Here is a 25,298-nt window from a genome sequence, read left to right on the forward strand (position 1 = left end):
ACACCAACCAATACCGCTACATTACGTTAACTAATGGTCTGAGAACATTACTTATTCAAGCGGATGATGCACAAAAGTCAGCCGCTGCTTTAGCGATTAATGTGGGGCATTTTGATGACCCTGAAGACAGAGAAGGTCTTGCCCACTATCTGGAACACATGCTGTTTTTAGGCACAGAAAAGTACCCGAAAATTGGTGAGTTTCAAAGTTTTATTAATCAACATGGTGGCAGCAATAACGCATGGACTGGTACAGAGCACACCTGTTTTTTCTTTGATGTAAGCCCAAATCATTTTGAAAAAGCCTTGGACCGATTCAGCCAATTCTTTTGTGCCCCCTTGTTTAATGAAGAAGCCCTAGATAAAGAACGCCAAGCGGTGGATTCTGAATTTAAACTCAAACAGAATGATGATTCGAGAAGGCTCTATCAGGTTCAAAAAGAAACCATCAATCCGCAACACCCGTTTGCTAAATTTTCAGTGGGTAATTTAGAAACGCTGTGTGATAGAAATGGTGTCTCTATCCGTGAAGAAATTGTCCGTTTTCACCATGAAAATTACTCGGCTGATTTGATGACGCTCTCGCTAGCAGGCCCACAGACACTTGATGAGTTAGAGCAGTGGGCAAGAGATGAATTTTCCTCCATCCCAAATAAACAGCTCGGCCCGAAAAAAATAGAGGTGCCTTTTGTTTTAGACGCGCACCGAGGCGTCTTGATTCAAATCGAGCCACGAAAAGAGATCCGCAAACTGATTTTAAGCTTCCCTGCCCCAAGCACGGATGACTTTTATCATGTCAAACCTCTCTCTTATTTCGCCCATCTCATCGGTTACGAAGGTGAAGGCAGTTTAATGCTGGCATTAAAAGAGAAAGGTTGGATCACGTCCTTATCGGCTGGAGGCGGCGCGAGTGGCAGCAATTATCGTGAGTTTTCGATAAGTTTTAGCCTGACACATGAAGGCGTAAAACAGGTCGATAACATCATCCAGTCACTCTTTACTCAGATTAAATTAATCGCAGATCAGGGGCTAAACGAATGGCGTTACCTTGAGAAAAGAGCGGTGCTTGAATCGGCTTTTCGCTTTCAAGAAACGACAAGGCCATTAGACATGGTCAGCCATTTAGTGGTTAATATGCAGCACTATCAGCCGCAAGACACCATCTATGGCGATTACATGATGGCGGGCTACAACGAATCACTACTTAAGCAAGCACTTCATTATTTAACTCCTGAAAATCTACGCGCCACGTTAATTGCTAAAGATGGGTATTACGATAAGAAAGCGAAATGGTATTTTACACCCTATTCAATTACTCCATTATCGGCGTCACAACTTGCAGCATTCGCAACCCCTTGCGACATTGAAACAAACTTACCGCCACTCAATCCTTTTATCTGTTACGACTTAGACCCAAAACCGTTAGAGCCTTCAACGTCTTTACACCCGGAAGTCATTGAAGAGTTACCAGGCTTTCGTTTATGGCATCTACAAGACCATGAATTTAGAGTGCCTAAAGGGGTAATTTACATCGCGATTGATAGCCCCATCTCGGTAGCCACTGCTCGAAATATTGTTAAAACACGTCTCTGTGTGGAAATGTTTTTAGACTCGCTGGCCACGGAAACTTATCAAGCAGAAATTGCTGGGATGAGTTACAACATGTACGCTCATCAAGGCGGCGTCACCCTGATGCTTTCTGGTTTTAGCGAAAAACAACCACAGTTAATGGAGATGATTCTCGCACGCTTTGCTAAACGTGATTTTAGCCTAAAACGCTTTAACACCATCAAGCAACAACTGCTTCGTAACTGGCAAAATACCACTAAAGATCGTCCAATTTCGCAGCTTTTCAATGCAATGACGGGTATTTTACAACCCAACAACCCTCCTTATGAAACGCTACTTGGTGCCTTAAAACAGATAGAAGTCGATGAGCTCAGTGATTTCGTTGAACAAATATTAGCGCAACTTCATGTTGAGATGTTTGTCTATGGCGACTGGTTAAGAAGTGATGCACAAGCGATGGCAGATACGCTTAAAAATGCATTACGAGTCAAAGATCAACAGTACGAGGAATCATTAAGACCACTCGTCATGCTCGGAGAGAGTGGGACTTTTCAAAAAGAGGTTCACTGCGATCAAGAAGATTCTGCTGTGGTGGTCTATTATCAGTGCAATGATGCCGCACCGCGCAGCATCGCCTTATATTCATTAGCTAATCACTTGATGTCCGCTACATTTTTTCATGAAATTCGCACTAAGCAGCAACTTGGTTATATGGTCGGAACGGGCAACATGCCATTAAACCGTCACCCAGGCATCGTACTCTACGTCCAGTCACCGAATGCTGCCCCTTATGAGCTGATTAGCGCTGTAGATGAATTTTTAAATGCTTTTTACATGGTGTTGCTGGAGCTCAACGAATACCAGTGGCACAGCAGTAAGCGCGGTTTATGGAATCAAATTTCAACGCCCGACCCCACCCTTCGCAGCCGTGCGCAAAGACTTTGGGTTGCTATCGGCAATAAAGATGCCGGCTTTGATCAAAGAGAGCAGGTTTTGAGTGAACTGAAATCACTCAGTCGCAGTGATATGATCCGCTTTGTGGTCAATGAGCTAAAACCAAGGACCGCCAATCGACTGATCATGCACAGCCAAGGAAACGCACATCAAACGGTTCAGAAACTCAGTTTAGGGCAAGAAATTGGCTCAATTGAAGCGTTCCAGCTTCGGCCTAAAAGCTATAACTTAGGATAACCGTACTTCATCGCCATCAGAGCAATTTATCTTTGCTCTGATTTTACAATCTCTTTTAAAGAGTGGGGATGCAGTTTAATGCACACGCCTTGCCACTTAAATGCAACCGTCGGGTTATGTAATCGCTCCCCTTCCCCTTTTGGACTGGACAATTTAACTTGAACACCTTGAGTGTCTAATGTTGTCCAGTATTCTTTTAATCGTGGGTAAACCGACAGTATATCCTGCAAATAGGCTTGCGCGGTTTGTGCCTCAGATGGCACCACAAATTCCACATGCTCCCAGCTTTGCTCTGGGTAAATTTTCCCCTCGGCAGGGTAAGGCAATTCCAAACATTCTATTGACCAACCATTAGCCGATAGCGGCACCGCAAATTCAATCACAATGATAGGACGGCCATTTATCTGAGCACTCGATATTTCTCGCCCTTCCTCCAGCCATGCCGCATGTGCTAATGACGCTAATTTACGATCATTAATGCGCAGTGCAATGTGGTCAGCTCGATTTGTGGATAAATCAATATGCAAAATTTTGGTTAATTCTTGAATTTTATGCATAAATTTATCTAAATTCTGCTTAAGCTGTTCAGGATGAAGCGCTGCATTCTTTAATGGTTCAAGCATTTAAATGGTCCAAAATGATGATTATCGTCTAATAGTACCAACAACTCTTCGAAAAGTAGAAAATTTCCTAATTTAGTCCCTATAAGCGCCTCAATAAAATTGGTATTATGTGCGCCAAATGATGAACAAAATTAAGATATGTATTGGCACTAAATGGTGAATAAAATGCATACCTTTGCAATTCCAAGAATTAAAGGAAACGCGTGTGAATATCCAAGCACTGATTAATGACAAAGTATCTCAGGCTCTTGAAGCCGCAGGCGCACCAGCTGGCAGTCCTGCTGCTGTTCGCCAATCGGCCAAAGCGCAATTTGGTGACTATCAAGCCAATGGCATTATGGGCGTAGCTAAGCAACTGGGTACCAACCCGCGAGAATTTGCTCAAAAAGTATTGGATGTTCTGGACCTCGATGGCATTGCGAGCAAAACGGAAATTGCAGGCCCGGGTTTTATCAACATTTTCCTCAGTGAAGCGTTTCTTGCTAAACAAGCGGATATCGCCCTAGCAGATGAGCACCTTGGTGTAACCAAAGAAGCGCAGAAGACGATCGTCGCAGACTACTCAGCGCCTAACGTTGCCAAAGAGATGCATGTAGGCCACTTACGCTCAACCATCATTGGTGACGCCGTTGTACGTACCTTGGAATTTTTAGGCCATAAAGTGATCCGCGCCAACCACATCGGTGACTGGGGCACGCAATTTGGTATGTTGATAGCCAACCTTGAACGTGTGCAACAAGAGTCTGGTAACGAAGTTTCAATGGAACTTTCCGATCTTGAAGCTTTCTATCGTGAGTCAAAAAAACTCTACGACGAAGATGAAGTGTTTGCCGCTAAAGCACGAAATTATGTGGTCAAACTACAAAGCGGTGACGAATTCTGCGCTCAAATGTGGAAAAAATTGGTGGATATCACCATGATCCAAAACCAGCGTAACTATGATCGTTTGAATGTTTCGTTGACGCGCGATGATGTGATGGGCGAAAGCATGTACAACGACATGTTGCCCGGCATCGTAGCCGATTTAAAAGAAAAAGGTTTGGCGCAAGAAGATGATGGCGCACAAGTCGTTTTTCTTGAAGAATACAAAAATAAAGATGGCGAGCCGATGGGCGTTATCATCCAAAAACGTGATGGCGGCTTCTTATACACCACAACCGATATCGCGTGTGCAAAATACCGTTATGAAACCTTGGGTGCGGACCGTGTGCTGTACTTTATCGACTCGCGTCAACATCAACACCTAATGCAAGCATGGACGATTGTCCGCAAAGCGGGCTATGTACCTGACGAAGTGACTCTTGAACACCACGCCTTTGGTATGATGCTAGGCAAAGATGGCCGCCCGTTCAAAACTCGTGCTGGCGGTACTGTTCGTCTGGCCGATCTTCTCGATGAAGCGCAAGAGCGTGCCGCTAAATTAATTGAATCCAAAAACCCTGATTTAGACGCCGCAGAAAAAGCGAACATTGCCAATACTGTCGCGATGGCCGCAGTGAAATATGCTGATCTTTCTAAGCACCGTACTACCGATTACGTGTTTGACTGGGACAACATGTTGGCATTTGAAGGTAACACTGCACCTTACATGCAGTATGCCTACACACGTGTCGCGTCAATTTTTGCTAAAGCAGGCGTATCGATGGATAACCTGACGGGTGAAATTAAAGTCACACAAGAGAAAGAAAAAGCTTTGATTGCGAAACTTCTGCAGTTTGAAGAAGCGGTACAAGCTGTTGCCCGCGAAGGCCAACCTCACATTATGTGTAGCTACCTATTTGAATTAGCTGGCCAATTCTCTAGCTTCTATGAAGCATGCCCAATCTTAGTCGCTGAAGATGAAAGTGTGAAACAAAGCCGCCTAAAACTGGCTGCGTTGACAGCAAAAACCATCAAGCAAGGTCTGTCGCTACTCGGTATTGATACATTAGAACGTATGTAACGACAGCTATGAGTGAATGAAAGGGTTGACCATGGTCAGCCTTTTCTTTTATCGGTGATAACATCCGTGCAAGTGAGATTGACATGAATTTTGAACTCCACCCGCAACTGGCCAAAGACACTTCCGTCATTGGCGAATTTCCTCTTTGCTTAGCATTACTCCATAAAGATAATGCCGTGCCTTGGATTATTCTGGTGCCTAAACGTGCCAATTTGAAAGAGCTGCATCATCTACCAATGCAGGAACAGCAACAATTTTTATGCGAATCTCAAGCCGTTAGCCAAGCTCTTGAAGCCACGTTTTGTCCAGATAAACTCAATTTAGGTGCACTGGGTAACATAGTTCCTCAGCTCCATATTCACCATGTTGCTCGATTTAAAAATGACATAGCATGGCCTGGGCCTATCTGGGGAAATACTCAAGGGATAGTGAGAGCCGAACAAGAACAGCAAGCGATCTTAACCAGAATCCAAAATGTTCTATCACTGAGTTCTATTTTTAGAAAAGGATAAACGTCGTCTCTCACACCATACATTAGGTAAAAGATAGATTGGGTAAAAGTTTGAAAGCCGCTGACATCAGCGGCTTTCGTTTATCAGACAGAATGCCTAGCATCAATTATGACTAAAGTACGACAGTCAAAGACAGCCCGTTATTTCGGTTAAGCCCATAACGCACTCTTGTTACGCGGTTAGCCTTGTTGGTATCGATAGTGCGCGACAACACACCTTTTCGTATCCACACGGCTAACATAGCGTCAACGCCGTCCTCACTGAGCGAAAACTTTTTCGCAATCGCCGAGCGGCTAACGATCCCATTCTCTTCAATGTAGCGCTTTAACTCATTTAATATCATGCCACTTGTACCTCAAGCACCGTTTTCTGCTGGAGTCCTTTTCGCTTAAGCATTTTAAAGGTCAACAAACTCGCCATAACAATGGCAATAATCCACGTTAAACTTTCAACTGGGGTTTCAGTGATCCTTGTCGCTTGGTAATAAAGCGCAGCGCCACCATACGCAAGCCCCATCGTCCATACTGCGATAAAACGAGCGTAATTCGCACCAAACTCACGAACATAAGCCCCCATGGCTGCAACACAAGGCGTGTAAAGCAAAATGAAGATAAGGTAGGCAAATGCGGCATGACCAGTGACAAAGTGCTGTTTCAAATTACCAAAGATTGAGGCATCTACGGCTTGCTCTTCAGCCACTGCGCTACTGTCTGTCAAGTCTCCGACTTCGATACCGAGCGGATCAGAGAAGCTTAATCCCGTTAGGTTTTCTGGAATAGACATAACCGCTTCTTGTAGGCTCGCCATTAGGTCATATTCACTTTCATCACCTTCAGCAGAGGTATATAAATTGTTTAATGTTCCGACTACCGCTTCTTTTGCAAAAATACCCGTGATGATACCCACTGTCGCTGGCCAGTTATCTTGATTGATACCAATAGGAGCAAATACCGGCGTAACCACTTGAGCCACTTTTGATAACACGGAGTTGTCACTATCTTCATTACCAAAGCTGCCATCAGTACCAACTGAATTGAGGAAGCTTAAGATCATAACAACGATGACAATCGTTTTCCCTGCACCGAGAACAAAACGTTTTAATTTCTGCCATGTTTTGATCATGATGTTTTGCAGCGTTGGGATCTCGTAATCTGGCATCTCCATCACTAGGCTGTCGCTTGAACCCGGATAGAGCGTATGCTTCAAAACCAAACCAGTGAACACTGCGGCTAAAATGCCCAATAAATAAAGAGCAAAAACTACATTTTGACCGCTTTCAGGGAAAAACGCCGCAGCAAATAGCGCATACACTGGCAAACGTGCACCACATGACATAAAGGGTGCCATCGATGCCGCTAATTTACGTTCACGTTCTTGATCTAGAGTTCTGGTCGCCATAATCGCGGGAACGTTACAACCAAATCCTAAAACAAGCGGAACAAACGCTTTACCCGGTAGGCCTATCTTCTGCATCACTTTATCTAAAACAAAAGCCGCGCGAGACATATAGCCTGAACTTTCGAGTACAGCTAAAAATAAGTACAAACAAGCGATAACTGGGATAAATGTGGCGACGGTTTGAATACCTCCGCCAAGGCCATCTGCTAATAATGTCACTAGCCAAATAGGCAAATGATCATCCAGTAAGTAGTGCCCGCCATCAACCAATAACGCCCCGACGCCAATGTCGAAGAAATCAATGAAAGCGCTCCCAATATTGATCGAGAACATAAACATTAAGTACATAACCACAAAGAAAAACGGTACACCCACCCATTTATTTAAAATCAGCTTATCTGCTTTTTGTGTAAAACTGTGGCTTAGTTTCCCTTCGGTTTTGCGGATCTGCTGGCACTGTTCATGCAAAAATGTGTATTTGGTATCAGCGACATGCAGATCAATATCCAAACCACTTTGCAATTGCTCTTTCTGGATAAGCTCACGCTGCACTTCTGGTAATCCATTAATCACCAAAAGATCATTTTCTAAAGCACGAATAGCCAATGCGCGAGGTGCCACTTGCTTATGTTGAAAAATAGTGGCTAATTTTCCGATCGATTGTTCAAATGCACTACCGTAATCCAATAGCAGTTCTTTAAGAGCTACGCCTTGCAGCAGTACTTTATGCAGCTTTTCTTTGAATCGACTCACCTGCTCTTTACTGGTAGCAGAAAGCATAAAAACGGGGCAACCTAGAACTTTCTCAAGTTGTTGAATGTCTAGGCTTTGACGCTCTCTTTTTAAAGCGTCCATTTTATTCAAAACCACAATCATTGGACGCCCGAGCTCTCTCAATTGAAGCGTCATATAGAGACTGCGCTCCAAACACGTCACGTCCACAACGTTAATGATTAAATCAGCAGGATGTGTAAGAACCGCTCTAGAGGCAATGGATTCGTCAATGCTGTTACTGTCATTCCCGCTGTCAAGTGCGTAGATGCCCGGCAAATCCGTTAGTATGAATTCATCTCCAGAATGAGTGTAGCGACCCGTTTTTTTCTCAACTGTAACACCAGCCCAGTTACCGACTTGTTGCTTAGAACCAGTCAGCCCATTAAATAACGTTGTTTTGCCACTATTAGGGTTACCAACGGTTAGAATTTGATATCGCACTACGCTCTCTCCACTTCAATACAAGCGGCTATATTTTCACGTACCGCTAAAGAGACGCCTCTCACTTCAAGTTGAAGTGGATCTCCCATAGGAGCTCTTCTGATTAACGTAACAGTAGTTAGAGGCAGCAAGCCCATCACCATCAATTTTTTACGAATGTCATTTGGAAGTTGATTGAACGCGACAATGCTCGCGCTATCCCCTTCATTTAATTGAGATAATTTCATCTATCTTGCTCTCAATGGTAGTGGTAATGAGAAATATTTTTATTAACAGGCGAATAATACACGCGCTAACCCTCTATTTTATTGCGTGAAATCAAAGATTGCATAAATCCATCACGTTGTTTTCGGTAAATAAACTGACGTTAAAAACGTTAAAAAATTATCAGGCACAAATTAGCTAAACATAAAAAAATAAACAAAAACAGATAAAATAAAAATAAACCATTAAAATCAATTAGTTATGATTAATTATATATTTTGTCGTTTTTCTTATACTAGGTTGTCGTTAATTTTATAAATGAAATAAGTCCTTTGCCATATAGTAAATCCATCGAAAGGAATTACTCCTTAGATACAAATTCCAGAGGTGGTACGGGTGTTACTCGTATCACTCCGGCAGCAAGCGAAGGTGTCATTGACACCCGTGGTATAGTCCCCCCGGCTATACCACGATCTTTTTTTTCTACTCATCTCATCTTTACCGCAACACAATCACCGACCCAGCCTGTTTATTGAGTAAGTGCTATTTCCAAAATAAATTGATATTACGACTTTGAGTATTAATGAGTGTATCTACGCAAGCATAGACAAATATGCGCAGCTAACACAGCAGCCAATCTAATCAAGAAGGGAGATACAGCTTGATTGCAGGCCGGCGGAAAGTGAGTTCATCTCCACACACCTGAATAAGCTTTGTGATTAGGGTGACTGAATGTCGCTAACATCGCTGCAGTTTCAAGTGGGAAAGTTATCACTATTTATCAGGGGCGGTATTACTCGTTATCATCAACAAATTGGGTTGGCGATAAACCGAAGTGATGTTTAAATCTTTGGCTGAAATAAGACGGATCATTAAACCCACAATCAAAAGCGACTTGGGCGACTTTTCCTCCTGCGAGCAAATATTGGCACGCTTTCTCTAAGCGGATCTCATTTAGATACTCTTTGAATGTTTTATTGGTGATCGCTTTAAAACGACGCTGCAAACTACGCTCCGATACGAAGAGTGATTTGGCCGCACTAGAGGTACTAAATTCAGGATCTGAATAGTAATTGTGTACCAATTTTTCTACTTTTTTAAGCCACTCTTTTTCCGTTACATCAATAAACTTGTCCTCTGAATGCTCCTCTACAACGATCACTTCGGGTGCATCACTCACAAGCTCTACTGATGGCCAAGAAAGCTCAACTAAATTTCGTTCTGGCGATGAAAAAATATGTATTTCCCCACCACTGCGCTGTACTAACAGTTGCATCTCCTCTAGTTCAAAACCAGAGATACGCTTATCACTATTGATGGATTGCACCTGATCGCCACAGTCAATCATCACAATAAACAGTCTTTTCTCCCTTTCATAACAATGAATTTGTAGCTCTTGATTTCTGTAAAGACGTTTTACCGCATCAGACAGTAGCGTATTGAAAATGATGTCTAGGTTAAAATGGGCAGATTCAATATAAGCTTGTTTAAGCTCATTGTTCACCGCCAACGAAATATTCGCTTTCGCGAACTCTTCACGCCATCCGTCCACACAAGAGTTCAAGATTATCGATAGGTCGTAGAGCAACTGAGTCGCTGTTTTATCATTTCTTACATTACGAAGTAACGCCAGTTCACGTTTTACTTTTAAAGCTAAAGACTCAAGTCGCGCGAGTTGATGGAGTTGCGAGCGATAAATCAGCTGATTTAATGTAGGTGTAATAGAATCTAACATCTGTTCAACAACGATATGGCGAATTTGTAATTGCTTGCGCAACTGCTGGTTATTAGTCAAAACAATTTTGCTTTGATGCCGTAGTTGATCCGTTTTCAAGGCCACCTGAGCTTTTAACTTTCGGTTTACTTTGGTAACCCAACGAGATCGCCACCATGAAGCAAAAGCAATAAGGCCTATAGAAAGGCAAAGGTAAAGAACAATAGCCCATGAAGACCAATACCACGGGTTATCCACAATAAATGATAGACTGTTTATCATACTGTTTTGCGGATTTGGACTGTAATTTCTCACCAGCAAACGATAGTGTCCAGGTAACAGGTGATCAAGTGTCAACTGAGCACTTTCTAATCTCTGCCACTCCTTATCCCCTGCTATACGATACTCCAATGATAAGGCTCTCGATTCTGGCAATGCACCAAACAAAAAGCTTATCGAACTTCCATATTCCAGTTCTAGTGTCTGAAAACGACCACGACCGAACATGACAGGAATGTGATCGACATTCACTTGGCTAAAGATAATATTGGTATTAGGAGGGGTAGCAACCGTGAGTTCAGAGGACCATGCTGTCACTAAGCCAAAACGGGAACCTAGCAGCAACTGCTGTTGGTTATTGATAATACTTGATTCGCAAACTCCACTTTTAAATTCATTATTCATCAATCCGTGTGGATCACCAAAATGCTTTACCATCTCACCCATAGGATTATAGAGCGAGATTCCTTGTGAGGAAGTCAGCCAAATACCGTTGCCCGTTTCAGTTAAACATTTGGGGCTAATATTCTCTTCAACCATATCAATAGATCGAATATCACTACGATCATGTGCCAAAACAAAGACGCCATAAGCACTAGCAAACCAAACATCACCCTTGCTACTCTCAAATATATCAATGCTTTGTCCATAATGACTAGTCGCTCGGAGAAAAACAATTTTGCCTTTGTCAAAAAGATAAACACCATGGTCAGTGCCGATAAATACCCCTCGCCGAGTTGACTTAAGTTTTATTATTTTTGCAGGCAAAAATGCATCAACAAACCATTCAGAACCGAAATCGGTTAGCGAGTTATCGGCCAACTGATATGACCACAAATGGTTACCTGTTGCTCCCCACAACAGTCCTTCATGATCAAATTCAAGGTGTTTAGTATCATTCGAACGCAGCTTCAGAGGTAAAACGCTCGTTTCTATCATCTTTTTTGTCTGCAAGTGATAAATAACGATGCCTGTATGTGTAGCTATCCATAGAGAATGATCATCTATTTGAGCAACATCATGCACTTCTCCAGGGAAAATAAGTTTAGGCTCTTGCCAATCTTCAGCATCGACTTGGTACAACCCTTGTCGAGTTAAAAACAAATAGCCTTTATTATCTGACCTTGTCACAATTTTTGTTATGGGATTATTGTTGAGCTGTACAATGGAATGGCGCTTAAATTTTTGTCCAAACAGAGAAAAGTAGCGAACACCTTTATCCGTTGCGATCCAAATCCCACCTTGTAAGTCATTGACCAATGAATAAATTTTATTGCCTGGTAACCCATTATTGTCTTGGTCATTACTTTCTAACTTGACGGTTTTACCTGTCAAAAACGAATGAACAAATAATCCATCTTCAGTACCAATCCAATATTCTTGATCTGTCTCAGCAACAGATAATACATGGGAATCTCCAACCAACTTTTGTTGGCGCTTTGGGTCCTCGACATCAATAATCAGCCCACCATTGAGCGTTCCAATCACAAGTTCTCTGCGTTTCTCGGAAAAATAGAGTTTCTCAATGAAGTTTTTACCAGAGCTGAGCACGTGAGAAAAACTCTCTCCATCTGACAGATAGACTCCAGCATTAGTGGCTAATACCCATTTAGAAAGCACAAACTTCGCATCATTAACGATCAATCGACTAGCTTGATTTAATTGATACATTTCTTTAAAAGAATAAGTAACTAACTTGTGGGTTTGCGCATGGTATGTATAAAAGTGCGTCTCATCGGCTAACCAGATGAAATTACCTGACGAACCTATTTTTTTTATGATGATTCCAGGCGTTAAGCTAAATACTAATTCGCGATCTTGTGCGGGATAAGTTCGATAAAGTTCATTATCAATGAACGTCCAAAAAGCGTTATTAAGATAGGTAATATTTTCGCTCTCTTGTGAAAGCACTGAGCCACGCCGGGGAAGGATGTTTTGTCCATCAAAGAAAACCACTTTGCCATGCACATCGTGTATCCAAATTCCCCCTTCTTCACCTAAAAACAAATTTTGTGCGGCAAAAATTTTCCCTTGAGCCTGAGCTGGCAATGGATAGAAGATGGAAGGTGCTTTGTCTAGAGCTTGTGTCCCCTGCGCTAATAAAAGCGTCAGAAAACCCAAGATCCAGAGCAAAGGTTTAAAATAGTCGTTCTTTCCTTTCAACAGACAGAGCCTCAATCAATAGCACGCCACATTGCAAACTGTTTTTTCGTGGCGATAATTATCAAAACATTCTAACCAAAGATAAGGCTTTTTGAAGCTAAGAAAGCGACAATCTGTGAATCTTTATCCTAGATTTCAGTGCAGATCGTACAACATACAATACAGCGTACATCTATTGAGACAAACAAGTGTAAAAGTTGTTGCTCAGCTGATTTAACAGCTCAAAATAGCTGCCACTTTTCACTTTGATATCTGCGCCTAATGGATCAAGTACTCCCGTTTTAACCTTAGTGCCACGAGTCACAGTATCAATCACCGCCGGGGTAAACTGAGGTTCTGAAAACACGCATTTCGCTTCATTATTAATGATTGAATTTTTAATGGTGATTAGGGTTTTAGCACCCGGCTTTCTGTCAGGACTAACGGTAAAATGGCCGAGGTTATTCAAATGATATTGCTGTTCAAAATAACCGTATGCATCATGAAAAACATAATATCCTTTATCACTAATTTTGCTCATCTTCTGCATGATTGCTTGATGAGTCGAGTCTAATTGAGCCAAAAAGCGGACTAAGTTTACTTTATACTGCTCGGCATTAGCGCTATCACTTTTCACTAAACTTGCGGTAATCGCCGCTGCCACTTGCTTGGCTTGATCGGTTCCAAGCCAAAAATGTGGGTCATACATACCATGGTGATGCCCATCATGATCGTGTTGTTCGCCACTGAGCTCTCTCAGTGTCAGGCCATCAATTTGGCTGATGGTCAAAACGTTGTGGTGACTCGCTAATGTCTTACTTAAGAATGGCTCAAGGTCTTTTCCATACCAAATCACTAAATCCGCCGCTCTGATTTTTTTAACATCAGAAGGGCGCAACGCATAGTCATGCGGTGAGGTATTTGCCCCCAGTAGTACTTCTGGTTCATTCACATCGAGAGTCAATTCATATGTAATCATCTGAATCGGCTTGATGCTGGTCAAAATGACCGTAGACCACGCCAAAGGCGATAATGTTATTAAGCAAAGAAGGAGCATAATCTGACGCAACATGATGGTTTTTCCATTCGGTATATAGCGTTAAAGGGAACGAAATGTTACATTATAACACTTCCGAATTGCAAATAAGTTCCATTCATGTCCAACTTAATTCAGCTGCAAGGCATTTGTGTCGAATTCAACAACCGCCGTGTTTTGGACAATGTCAGTATCAACCTAGAAAAAGGGAAGATTACCACACTGATAGGTCCTAATGGTGCGGGCAAGTCGACGCTCGTTAAAGTATTGCTCGGGCTACAGCCCGTCCATAGCGGAACGATGACGCGCGTAAAAAACCTTAAAATTGGTTATGTTCCTCAAAAGTTAAAACTTAATGATGCGTTACCACTCCCCGTTAAACGATTTTTAAGTTTGGCCGGACGTTTTAGTCAACAAGAGTTGCTAGACGCACTCAGGCTAGTCGGGGCAGAGCATCTTCTTGATTATGATATGCATAAGCTGTCTGGTGGTGAAACGCAACGGATTCTTATCGCCCGTGCATTGCTACAACGCCCAGATATTCTAATTCTTGATGAACCAGCTCAAGGTGTTGACGTGCAAGGGCAAATTGATCTGTATGATCTTATCGATGCCATACGACATCGTTTCGGCTGTGGTGTCTTCATGGTCTCTCACGATTTGCATCTGGTGATGGCAAAAACGGATGATGTTATCTGTCTTCATCACCATGTTTGCTGTTTCGGTTCACCTGCAACGATTACTCAACACCCAAGCTATATCGCTTTATTTGGTACGCGCAATCGCGAAGCCTTAGCTTTTTACCATCACAAACATCAGCATCATCACGACTTAGCAGGCCAACCTGTGAAAGGAGATGCAACTTGCTGTTCAAATCATTCACACGGTCACCATCATGATTGAATTTCTTCTTCCATCAATATTAGCAGGCCTTGGTATTGCCGTTATCGCAGGTCCCCTTGGGTCATTCGTGGTTTGGCGAAAAATGGCTTATTTTGGCGATACCCTCGCACACGCCTCGCTGATGGGATTGGCGCTAGGCTTTTTGCTTGATATCAACCTTTATCTTGCGTTGCTCGTTTGCTGTCTTGGGCTTGCAATCATTTTGGTTACTATGCAGAAACAGCAGCTTGTGGCGACAGACACTTTGCTCGGCATTCTCGCTCACAGCTCGTTATCCATTGGTCTCATTGCAGTAAGCTTCCTTGATAACGTTCGCATCGATTTAATGAGCTATCTCTTTGGCGATTTATTGGCAGTGAACTTTACCGATTTAGCCTTCATTTGGGGGGGAGCGATTGCAGTAAGTGCACTGCTATTTCTTTTTTGGCGGCCATTACTTTCAACTACAGTGAACGAAGAACTTGCGTTTGTTGAGGGCATAAACGTTGATTTAATGCGTTTGCTGCTGATGCTATTGATTGGGGTGGTGATTGCACTAGGAATGAAATTTGTTGGTGCTCTGATTATGACATCGCTGCTGATTATTCCCGCGGCGACCGCTAGGCGACTCACAAAAACCCCAGAGCAAATGGCAATATTGGCTTCTTTGGTTGGCGCTTTAGCTGTGCTGGGCGGGCTAATCCTCTCGTGGCATTTTGACACACCTGCAGGCCCTTCGGTTGTCGTGACGGCTACAACGATGTTTATGTGCAGTCAACTTGTAAAACGCTAGTATCAAAACCTATTGAATCTAAAGTAAAAACCCCGAAACAAGGTTCGGGGTTTATCTTCAAACTGAGGGAGGCGTGATTACCAACCCGTCACTTCACGCAATGCTTTTCCGATATCAGCAAGGCTTTTGACGGTTTTCACACCCGCGGCTTCAAGCGCTGCAAATTTCTCATCAGCTGTCCCTTTACCACCAGAAATGATAGCACCAGCATGGCCCATCCGTTTACCCGGAGGCGCTGTCACACCAGCAATATAAGACACAACCGGTTTCGTGACATTCTCTTTAATGAATGCCGCGGCTTCTTCTTCGGCTGTACCACCGATCTCGCCAATCATCACAATCGCTTCTGTTTCAGGATCGTCTTGGAATAGTTTCAAGATATCAATGAAGTTAGAGCCCGGGATTGGGTCACCGCCGATACCAACACACGTTGACTGACCAAAGCCTTCATCTGTTGTTTGCTTAACGGCTTCATAAGTTAGCGTTCCTGAACGAGAAACAATACCCACTTTTCCTTTCTTATGAATGTGGCCTGGCATGATGCCGATCTTACACGCATCCGGTGTAATCACACCCGGACAGTTCGGACCAATCATACGCACACCAGTCTCTTCGAGCTTCACTTTTACGTCAATCATATCGGTAGTCGGTATACCTTCAGTGATCGTCACAATAAGTTCAATACCAGCGTCAATTGCTTCTAAAATAGCGTCTTTACAAAATGGTGCAGGTACATAAATAACGGTTGCCGTTGCACCCGTTGCTTTCACTGCGTCACGCACCGTATTAAATACAGGCAGACCAAGGTGAGTTTGACCACCTTTACCCGGAGAAACCCCACCGACCATTTGTGTACCGTAGGCAATCGCCTGTTCGGAGTGGAAAGTTCCCTGACCACCAGTGAAACCTTGGCAGATTACTTTGGTGTCTTTATTAATAAGTACCGACATTATTTACCCTCCGCCGCAGCAACAACTTTCTGAGCTGCGTCCGTTAACGACTCAGCTGCAATGATATCAAGACCAGAATTTGCAAGTACTCCGCGTCCTAATTCCGCATTTGTACCTTCCAAACGCACGACTACGGGAACCGTTACACCAACTTCTTTCACCGCACCGATAATGCCTTCTGCAATCATATCGCAACGTACGATACCACCGAAAATATTAACCAATACGGCTTTCACGTTGTCATCAGACAAAATGATTTTGAACGCTTCAGCAACACGCTCTTTGGTTGCGCCACCACCAACATCAAGGAAGTTTGCAGGTTTTCCGCCATGAAGGTTAACAATATCCATGGTGCCCATTGCAAGGCCAGCACCGTTCACCATGCAGCCAACATTACCATCAAGAGCAACATAGTTCAGTTCCCACTGAGCAGCATGAGCTTCGCGCTCATCTTCTTGTGAGAGATCGTGCATTTCGCGAAGTTTAGGTTGACGATAAAGTGCGTTTGAGTCGATGTTGATCTTGCCATCAAGGCACAACAAGTTCCCTTCAGCGGTGACAACTAATGGGTTGATTTCTAGCAATGCAAGATCATACTGGGTAAACATAGCGCCAAGACCTAGAAAGATCTTCACAAATTGCTTAATTTGGTCGCCTTCCAAGCCAAGTTTGAAAGCAAGTTCGCGGCCTTGGTAGGCTTGCGGACCAACCAAAGGATCAATCGCGGCTTTATGAATCAGCTCCGGAGTCTCCTCCGCTACTTTTTCAATTTCCACGCCGCCTTCTGTTGAGGCCATGAACACGACACGACGAGTCGCACGGTCAACAACAGCGCCTAAGTAAAGCTCATTCGCGATATTAGAAGCTTCTTCAACCAAAATTTTTGATACTGGCTGACCATTTGCGTCCGTTTGATAAGTAACCAGATTTTTACCTAACCATTTTTGAGCAAACTCTTTGACACCATCTTTAGTGTCGTGCAACTCAACGCCACCCGCTTTACCGCGACCACCTGCATGCACTTGACACTTAACAACTTTCTTCGCTGTACTAATCCGACCCGCCGCTTCAAAAGCTTCTTGTGGAGTATCACAGGCATAACCTTCCGGTACAGGCAAACCGAATTCTGCAAACAGCTGTTTGGCTTGATATTCATGCAAATTCATTATGTTCTTCCGTTTGTTTATCCCTTAAGGGATTTATTATTTCCATAAAGCGGCAGCTATGCTGCGCCATATATCTGTAGGGTGCTTCTCAAATTAAGCGGCTGCAATTTATCCAAGAGGATAGCTTGTAGCCTTTTGCTTAAATGAAGGCTAGACGTGAGCCTGCCTAGCCTTAAATTCACTGAACAACGTTCAGTGAGGTTACACGTCCAGTAGCAGACGTGCTGGATCTTCAAGTAGCTCTTTTACTGTAACAAGGAAACCAACTGACTCACGGCCATCCACCAAACGGTGGTCGTAAGAAAGTGCTAGGTACATCATTGGTAAAATTTCTACTTTGCCATCCACAGCCATTGGGCGGTCTTGGATTTTGTGCATACCCAATATGGCCGCTTGCGGCGGATTAATGATCGGTGTTGACATTAACGATCCAAACACACCGCCATTCGTAATCGTGAAATTACCGCCAGTCAGTTCTTCAACCGTCAATTTGCCATCTCTTCCTTTGAGTGCAAGCTCTTTGATGCCCTTCTCAATTTCGGCAAGGCTTAGCGTATCGCAATCTTTAAGAACCGGAGTCACTAAACCACGAGGCGTTGAAACTGCCATGCTAATATCAAAATAGCTGTGATACACAATATCTTGGCCATCAATAGATGCATTCACTTCTGGGTAACGCTTTAACGCTTCTGTTACCGCTTTCACGTAGAAAGACATAAAGCCTAAACGAATACCGTGTTTCTCTTCAAACAGACCTTGATATTGCTTACGAAGATCCATGATAGGCTTCATGTTAACTTCATTAAACGTCGTCAACATCGCCGTGCTATTTTTTGCCTCAAGCAGACGCTCCGCAACACGTTTACGCAAACGCGTCATCGGTACACGTTTTTCGCTGCGCGCCATCGCAACGACAGGCTCAGGTTGACTTGAAGCAACTGCTGACGCTGATTTTGCAGCCGCTAGATGAGCATCAATATCTTCACGCGTGATACGCCCACCCACACCAGAGCCTTTCACTTGGCTTGCTTCCAAACCATGCTCGGCGAGTAAACGGCGTACCGCAGGGCTAAGTGCATCATTCGTTTCGTCTGTCAATGTGGCTTTGTGGCGTTTATCAGGAGACGGCTCTGTATCGTTGGTGGTATCTTTCGTCGGTTCACCTGCAACGGCACCGGGTTTTAATTTCGCCAATAACTGTTTCGAAAGCACCGTCGCACCTTCTTGCTCGATAATGGCTTCGAGAACACCCGCCTCAGGCGCTGGCACTTCAAGAATTACTTTATCAGTTTCAATCTCAACGAGTACTTCATCACGAGCGACGGCTTCACCTGGCTTTTTATGCCATGTCGCGACTGTTGCATCAGCCACTGATTCAGGTAGATCTGGAACCAGAATTTCAATTGTCATAATCTGTGTCTTCCTTTTACTTCTAGTTCGTTAAGCTAGGGTCAGAGCGTCTTCAATCAACGCTTTTTGTTGTTTCAAGTGTACCGACATATAACCAACGGCTGGTGATGCTGATGCAGGGCGACCTGCGTATTTCAGATCAGCACCGGCTGGAATGGCAGAACGGAAGTTATGTTGGCTACTGTACCAAGCACCTTGGTTTTGAGGCTCTTCTTGGCACCATACATAGTCAACAACATTAGTGTATTGAGCGATAGCCGCTTCCACTTCTTCTTTCGGGAATGGATATAGCTGTTCAATACGGACGATAGCAACATCACCTTGTTCGTTATTGCGGCGCTGTTCAAGCAGGTCGTAGTAAACCTTACCAGAGCAGAACACAACACGTTTGACATTCGCTGGGTTGAGATCGTCAACTTCGCCGATAGCCGGCAAAAACGATCCGTCAGCCAAGTCTTCCAGTGTTGATATACATAGTGGGTGACGCAGCAACGATTTTGGTGACATAACGATCAATGGTCGACGCATTGGACGAACAACCTGACGACGCAGCATGTGGTATACCTGCGCTGGCGTAGAGGGAACCACCACTTGCATGTTTTGTTCGGCGCACAGTTGCAAATAACGCTCTAGGCGTGCTGATGAGTGCTCCGGGCCTTGCCCTTCATAACCATGAGGTAGCAGCATGGTTAAACCACACAAACGCGCCCATTTTTGTTCACCGGAAGAGATGAACTGGTCAATCACGACTTGAGCTCCATTGGCGAAATCACCAAACTGAGCTTCCCAAATCGTCAAACCACTCGGCTCCGCTGTCGCGTAGCCATATTCAAAAGCTAGCACTGCTTCTTCCGACAAAACCGAATCCAATACTTCAAAAGGACCCTGTTTATCATGGATATTCGCCAATGGAATATAGGTACTTGCGTCACTTTGGTTATGCAATACCGAGTGACGGTGGAAGAAGGTTCCACGCCCAGAGTCTTGCCCCGAAATGCGGATTCGCTTTCCATCATCAACTAAGGTTGCATAAGCCAGCGTTTCAGCCATACCCCAATCGAGAAGCTTCTCTCCATTAACCATCGCTTGTCGGTCGGTATAGATTTTATCCACACGACTTTGCAGTTTATGGCTTTCTGGATACTGACAAATTCGGTTACCCAGCTCTTTTAAACGCTCAAGGTCAACTTTATTATTCCATGGCATATCCCATTCATGGCCAATATACGGTGACCAATCAACAGAATGCAGTGCCATTGGACGCCACTCTTTCACCACGACTTCACCATGGTCCAGAGCATCACGATATTCGTTGACTAACTGTGTGGCAATCTCGATATCAAACTCACCACGCTCTATCAAAACATCGGCATAAAGCTTACGCGGCGTAGGATGCTTTTTGATCTTTTGATACATCAGCGGTTGAGTTGCGTTTGGCTCGTCGGCTTCGTTATGGCCGTGACGGCGATAACAAACCAGATCAATGACGACATCACGCTTAAATTCATTACGATAATCGAGCGCAATGCGGGTGACGAAAGCAACTGCTTCTGGATCATCAGAATTGACGTGGAAAATGGGTGCCTGAACCATCTTAGCGATGTCAGTACAATACATAGTCGAGCGTGTATCACGAGGGTTTGACGTGGTAAAACCAACTTGGTTGTTAATAACAATACGTACCGTCCCTCCCACGCAATAACCACGCGCTTGAGACATGTTAAATGTCTCGGCAACGACACCTTGGCCAGCGATAGCAGAGTCACCATGAATCGAAATAGGTAGCACTGTCGAACCGTCTTCATCTCCCAATCGATCTTGTCGAGCACGAACTGAACCAATTACGACTGGGTTAACAATTTCAAGATGCGAAGGGTTAAATGCTAAGGCTAGATGCACATCACCGCCGGGTGTCGCAAAGTCAGCAGAGAAACCTTGGTGATATTTAACATCACCCGTTCCCCAACTTTCACCATGCTTACCCGCAAACTCGTCGAACAGATCTTGAGGTTTTTTACCTAAGACATTGACGAGCATGTTAAGACGACCACGGTGCGCCATACCAATCACAACTTCACGCATGCCTGTACTACCAGCATGACGGATCAACTCTTTCATCATTGGGATGAGTGCGTCGCCACCTTCTAAAGAAAAGCGTTTCGCACCAGGGAATTTCGCGCCTAAATAACGCTCAAGGCCTTCTGCGGCTGTCAATTCTTCGAGGAAAATTCGTTTTTCTTCTTTGCTGAAAGAAGGTTGACCAACGACTGATTCAAGACGTTGTTGTATCCAACGCTTCTGTTCAGTGTCGATAATGTGCATGTATTCTGCACCGATGGAACCGCAATAGGTTTTGTTGAGGGCTTGATAAATGTCTTTCAATTTCATTGTCTCTTGCCCGATAGCAAAAGAGCCGACATTGAAAGTTTCTTCGAAGTCACCTTCGTTAAGATTGTGGAACGCTGGGTCTAATTCTGCCACTAATGGGCGTTGCCATAAACCTAGGGGGTCGAGTTGAGCCGCTTCATGACCGCGAAAACGGTAAGCATTAATCAGCTGCAAGACTCTTACTTGCTTAGCATCGACATCTGGATCACTAACTTGGACATTGTAATGCTTTGTTTCTTTCGCGAGTCGTCGGAAGTAGTCACGGACACGTGAATGTGGCTGTTCAACCACATTGTCAGCTTGCGCAGGCAAGCCATCAAAAACACGTTTCCACTCCTCACTTACCAGATCAGGATCACTTAGATACAGTTCGTAGAGGTCCTCTACGTAAGTTGCATTGGCGCCAGCCAAGTGTGAAGACTCGAGCCATGCCTTCATCACGCCGTTGTGCATATTTTCCCTTAACCAGTAGTTTTCACGTTTGCTTCGGTCTATGCCGAGCTATAAAAGGCAGGTCTGAAGACCTGCAATTTTTATTCATTTTAAACCGAACGGTTCACAAGCATTGATTTGATATGTCCAATGGCTTTCGTCGGATTTAATCCCTTAGGACAAACACTTACACAATTCATGATGCCATGGCAACGAAAAACGCTAAAAGCATCATCAAGATTAGATAAACGTTCATCTGTTGCGGTATCTCGGCTGTCAATTAGCCAACGATAAGCCGCCAACAAACCTGCTGGGCCGATAAACTTATCCGGGTTCCACCAGAAAGAAGGGCATGAAGTTGTGCAGCAAGCGCACATAATGCACTCATATAAACCATCTAAATGCGCTCGCTCTTCTGGTGATTGCAAGTTCTCACGAGCCGGAGGCAAGTTTCCGTCAGTCACAAGATAAGGTTTAACCTTCTCGTAATTTTCATAAAACTGGGCCATATCGACAATTAAATCACGGACGACTGGTAGCCCAGGCAGAGGTCGAATAACGATCGTGCCTTTGGCCAAAAGCGCAGATAATGGAGTGATACACGCTAATCCATTTTTACCGTTCATGTTCAAACCGTCAGATCCACACACTCCTTCACGGCACGAGCGACGAAAAGCAATGGTGGGATCTTGCTCTTTCAGCAAAATGAGCGCATCCAACAACATCATGTCAGAGCCCTCTTCTACTTCAAGCAGATAATCCTTCATGTAAGGCTTTTGATCGACATCCGGATTATAGCGATACAAAGAGAATTTCAATTTCATAATAGTGCCTTCTCCTTAGTATGTGCGCGCTTTAGGCGGAAACGCTTCACGATAAATTGGTTCCATATTTACGCTACGCTTCGACATGCTTTCAGTCTCAGGGTTGTAAATTGAATGGCATAACCAATTAGCATCATCGCGTTCAGGATAGTCAAAGCGAGCGTGGGCTCCACGGCTTTCGGTACGATAATTTGCAGCAACCGCGGTAGCAAATGCTGTTTCCATCAAGTTTTCCAGCTCTAAACACTCGATCCGTTGAGTGTTGAACTCGGTTGACTTGTCTGAAAGATGTGCGTTCTTCAAACGTTCACGAATCACTTTAAGCTCTTCAAGACCTTTAGCCATCGCTTCACCTTCACGGAACACCGAGAAGTTATTTTGCATACAACGTTGCAGATCTTTACGAATTTGCGCGGGATCTTCACCACCTGTACTGTTTTCCCAGCGGTTGTAACGTTCTAGCGATTTTTCAATGTCCGCTTCTGTGGCAGGTTTTGCGTCCGCTTGCTTTTTCAACGTTTCGCCCAGATGCAAGCCTGTTGCTCGGCCAAAGACCACTAAATCCAGTAGAGAGTTACCACCCAAACGATTCGCGCCATGCACCGATACTGATGCAATTTCACCACACGCAAACAAACCTTGAACTTCCACATCAGCGCCTTTAGCATCTTGCTTAATCGCCTGACCTGAAACTTGAGTCGGTACTCCTCCCATCATGTAGTGGCAGGTTGGGATCACTGGAATCGGTTCTTTAACTGGATCGACGTGAGCAAACGTACGTGACAACTCACATACGCCCGGCAGACGAGATTCCAGAGTTTCTTTGCCAAGGTGATCCAGTTTAAGCTTGATGTGTGGACCCCATGGACCATCGCAACCACGACCTTCACGGATCTCAATCATCATTGAGCGAGCTACTACATCGCGACCAGCCAAATCCTTCGCGTTTGGTGCATAACGTTCCATGAAACGTTCGCCATCTTTATTTAAAAGATAACCACCTTCACCACGACACCCTTCCGTCACAAGAACGCCAGCACCAGCAATCCCTGTTGGGTGGAATTGCCACATTTCGATATCTTGCATTGGGACGCCAGCGCGGATAGCCATGCCCACGCCATCACCCGTATTGATGTGCGCGTTGGTGGTTGAAGCATAGATACGGCCAGCTCCGCCAGTCGCTAATACTGTGGCTTTAGATTTGAAATAACAAACTTCGCCTGTTTCCATACACAAGGCGGTACAGCCAAGTACTGCACCCTCTTCATTTTTCACTAAATCAAGTGCGTACCACTCAGAGAAAATAGTGGTCTTATATTTAATGTTTTGTTGATACAAGGTATGAAGTAGTGCGTGACCAGTACGGTCAGCGGCAGCAGCGGTTCGAGCCGCTTGTTCACCGCCAAAGTTTTTGGATTGCCCACCAAATGGGCGCTGATAAATGGTGCCATTGTCAAAACGAGAAAAAGGCAAACCCATTTTCTCTAGTTCAATCACCGACTCTGGACCATTCTTACACATGTACTCGATAGCATCTTGGTCACCGATATAGTCGGAGCCCTTCACCGTGTCATACATATGTTGTTCCCAGTGGTCCTCATGCGCGTTGCCTAACGCAACGGTAATACCACCTTGAGCCGAAACCGTGTGAGAACGTGTTGGAAAAACTTTAGAAAGCAGAGCACAGGATAAACCTTGCTCTGAAATTTGCAGTGCTGCACGCATGCCAGCACCACCAGCGCCGATCACTACGGCATCAAATTCACGAACTGGAATAGTCACTTACGCACCCCACAATACAAATAAGCCAGAGAAGAAGTATCCAAAGAGCACTGCGATAACGACCAATTGCAGGCCACCACGCAATTTAGAACACTTAATGTAATCCGTTAATACTTGCCATAAACCGATCCAACCATGGATAAGGACAGAGACTAACGCCAGCATTGTGAAGACTTTGGTAAAGGTTCCACCAAAAAACTGTGTCCATGAAACATAGGAGATATCACCAGAGAAAGCACAGAAGCTGACTAGGTAGATAGTATAAAGAGTCATAATGATCGCAGAAGCACGGATCAGCAGATAATCATGCACTCCGTTACGACCAAAAGAAGAAACATGTTTTACCATACCAATACTCCCGCTAAAACTGAAAGCACTGCTGTTGCGATGAAGGCGACTTTGGCACTCATAGCCCCTGACTCCAACTCTTCAAAGTGGCCCAGGTCCATCAGCAAATGGCGTATACCACCTGCAATGTGGTAAGACAGCGCTGTTAAAATTCCCCATAAAATAAATTTTGCGAAAAAGCCATTCACAATGTTGCTGGCTTCCATAAAACCTACCGGAGAACTTAACGAGAGGGAGAGTAACCACAGCAAAATTCCGACCGCAACGAACATCATCACCCCAGACACTCGGTGTAGGATGGATGCTATCGCACTGATCGGAAAGTGAATGGTCTGTAAATCTAAATTAACAGGTCTTGACTTTCTTTCTTTCACGGGCTTGCTCACTCAGCTCCATTGAGCATTTATAGTTATAAATGAATTTTGGTTGTAAAACCCACAAAAGTTAACATTATTTTAACATAAAGAGCCCGATATCGCGCAGTTAAATGTAATAATTC

Annotated in this window: 19 protein-coding genes; 5 read left to right on the forward strand and 14 right to left on the reverse strand. The window is 44.1% G+C overall.

The genetic code is table 11. The annotated features are described in order from the left end of the window. Positions 1-2,759: insulinase family protein (locus tag AACT21_RS08855; protein ID WP_254917166.1), on the forward strand; the 2,759-nt coding region annotated here is incomplete at its 5' end. A 26-nt stretch (positions 2,760-2,785) separates the two neighbouring features. On the opposite strand, the gene AACT21_RS08860 is transcribed toward AACT21_RS08855, so the two are convergent. Continuing rightward, positions 2,786-3,382, reverse strand: coding sequence for a VOC family protein (locus AACT21_RS08860; protein WP_094163670.1), 597 nt, complete (start codon positions 3,380-3,382; stop codon positions 2,786-2,788). A gap of 205 nt (positions 3,383-3,587) precedes the next feature. Between AACT21_RS08860 and argS the strand changes: the two genes are divergently transcribed. Further along, positions 3,588-5,324 (forward strand): arginine--tRNA ligase, encoded by a 1,737-nt coding sequence (argS, locus tag AACT21_RS08865; RefSeq protein WP_026028268.1) that lies wholly within the window; start codon positions 3,588-3,590, stop codon positions 5,322-5,324. Between the two features lie 83 nt (positions 5,325-5,407). Beyond that, positions 5,408-5,836, forward strand: coding sequence for an HIT family protein (locus tag AACT21_RS08870; RefSeq protein ID WP_094163672.1), 429 nt, complete (start codon positions 5,408-5,410; stop codon positions 5,834-5,836). A gap of 112 nt (positions 5,837-5,948) precedes the next feature. Here AACT21_RS08870 and AACT21_RS08875 read toward each other — a convergent pair whose 3' ends face one another. The 5 genes from AACT21_RS08875 to znuA all read right to left on the reverse strand — a co-directional run bounded on the left by AACT21_RS08875 (position 5,949) and on the right by znuA (position 13,860). Then, positions 5,949-6,179: a FeoC-like transcriptional regulator gene (locus AACT21_RS08875; protein WP_017045231.1), complete on the reverse strand. Its 231-nt coding sequence runs from the start codon at positions 6,177-6,179 to the stop codon at positions 5,949-5,951. After that, entirely contained in the window at positions 6,176-8,449 is a 2,274-nt protein-coding gene (gene feoB, locus AACT21_RS08880; protein WP_094163674.1) for a Fe(2+) transporter permease subunit FeoB, read from the reverse strand. The genes AACT21_RS08875 and feoB overlap by 4 nt, the downstream gene beginning before the upstream one ends. Next, on the reverse strand, positions 8,449-8,676 hold the full coding sequence (locus AACT21_RS08885) for a FeoA family protein (protein ID WP_013856356.1): 228 nt from the start codon (positions 8,674-8,676) through the stop codon (positions 8,449-8,451). The genes feoB and AACT21_RS08885 overlap by 1 nt, the downstream gene beginning before the upstream one ends. Before the next feature lie 770 nt (positions 8,677-9,446). After that, positions 9,447-12,809, reverse strand: coding sequence for an AraC family transcriptional regulator (locus tag AACT21_RS08890; RefSeq protein WP_094163676.1), 3,363 nt, complete (start codon positions 12,807-12,809; stop codon positions 9,447-9,449). A 172-nt stretch (positions 12,810-12,981) separates the two neighbouring features. Further along, positions 12,982-13,860: a zinc ABC transporter substrate-binding protein ZnuA gene (znuA, locus tag AACT21_RS08895; RefSeq protein ID WP_017048516.1), complete on the reverse strand. Its 879-nt coding sequence runs from the start codon at positions 13,858-13,860 to the stop codon at positions 12,982-12,984. An 84-nt stretch (positions 13,861-13,944) separates the two neighbouring features. Between znuA and znuC the strand changes: the two genes are divergently transcribed. Both znuC and znuB read left to right on the forward strand, forming a co-directional pair. After that, positions 13,945-14,727 carry a zinc ABC transporter ATP-binding protein ZnuC gene (gene znuC / locus AACT21_RS08900; protein ID WP_013856354.1) on the forward strand — a complete coding sequence of 261 codons (783 nt, stop codon included), beginning with the start codon at positions 13,945-13,947 and terminating at the stop codon, positions 14,725-14,727. After that, on the forward strand, positions 14,720-15,499 hold the full coding sequence (gene znuB / locus AACT21_RS08905; RefSeq protein ID WP_026027242.1) for a zinc ABC transporter permease subunit ZnuB: 780 nt from the start codon (positions 14,720-14,722) through the stop codon (positions 15,497-15,499). The genes znuC and znuB overlap by 8 nt, the downstream gene beginning before the upstream one ends. A 77-nt stretch (positions 15,500-15,576) precedes the next feature. Here znuB and sucD read toward each other — a convergent pair whose 3' ends face one another. The 8 genes from sucD to sdhC form a co-directional block, all read right to left on the reverse strand. Beyond that, a complete protein-coding gene (sucD, locus tag AACT21_RS08910; protein WP_013856352.1) occupies positions 15,577-16,449 on the reverse strand; it encodes a succinate--CoA ligase subunit alpha in 873 nt (290 codons plus the stop codon). Further along, complete coding sequence (gene sucC, locus AACT21_RS08915) at positions 16,449-17,615, reverse strand: ADP-forming succinate--CoA ligase subunit beta (RefSeq protein WP_017045227.1); 1,167 nt, start codon at positions 17,613-17,615, stop codon at positions 16,449-16,451. The genes sucD and sucC overlap by 1 nt, the downstream gene beginning before the upstream one ends. 201 nt (positions 17,616-17,816) lie before the next feature. After that, positions 17,817-19,025 (reverse strand): 2-oxoglutarate dehydrogenase complex dihydrolipoyllysine-residue succinyltransferase, encoded by a 1,209-nt coding sequence (gene odhB / locus AACT21_RS08920; RefSeq protein ID WP_013856350.1) that lies wholly within the window; start codon positions 19,023-19,025, stop codon positions 17,817-17,819. Positions 19,026-19,055: 30 nt separating this feature from the next. After that, complete coding sequence (gene sucA / locus AACT21_RS08925; protein WP_017045226.1) at positions 19,056-21,866, reverse strand: 2-oxoglutarate dehydrogenase E1 component; 2,811 nt, start codon at positions 21,864-21,866, stop codon at positions 19,056-19,058. A gap of 89 nt (positions 21,867-21,955) precedes the next feature. Then, complete coding sequence (locus AACT21_RS08930) at positions 21,956-22,669, reverse strand: succinate dehydrogenase iron-sulfur subunit (protein ID WP_013856348.1); 714 nt, start codon at positions 22,667-22,669, stop codon at positions 21,956-21,958. Between the two features lie 15 nt (positions 22,670-22,684). Then, the gene (gene sdhA, locus AACT21_RS08935; RefSeq protein WP_013856347.1) at positions 22,685-24,451 is read right to left on the reverse strand and encodes a succinate dehydrogenase flavoprotein subunit; all 1,767 of its coding nucleotides are present in this window, start codon (positions 24,449-24,451) and stop codon (positions 22,685-22,687) included. Continuing rightward, positions 24,452-24,799, reverse strand: a complete 348-nt coding sequence (gene sdhD / locus AACT21_RS08940; RefSeq protein ID WP_010318675.1) for a succinate dehydrogenase, hydrophobic membrane anchor protein — start codon at positions 24,797-24,799, stop codon at positions 24,452-24,454. After that, positions 24,793-25,185, reverse strand: a complete 393-nt coding sequence (sdhC, locus tag AACT21_RS08945; protein WP_010318676.1) for a succinate dehydrogenase cytochrome b556 subunit — start codon at positions 25,183-25,185, stop codon at positions 24,793-24,795. The genes sdhD and sdhC overlap by 7 nt, the downstream gene beginning before the upstream one ends. Positions 25,186-25,298: the final 113 nt, after the last annotated feature.

Origin of the sequence: Vibrio sp. V08_P9A1T1, from assembly GCF_963874405.1 — a bacterium.
In the GTDB taxonomy this organism is placed as follows: Bacteria; Pseudomonadota; Gammaproteobacteria; order Enterobacterales; family Vibrionaceae; genus Vibrio; species Vibrio anguillarum.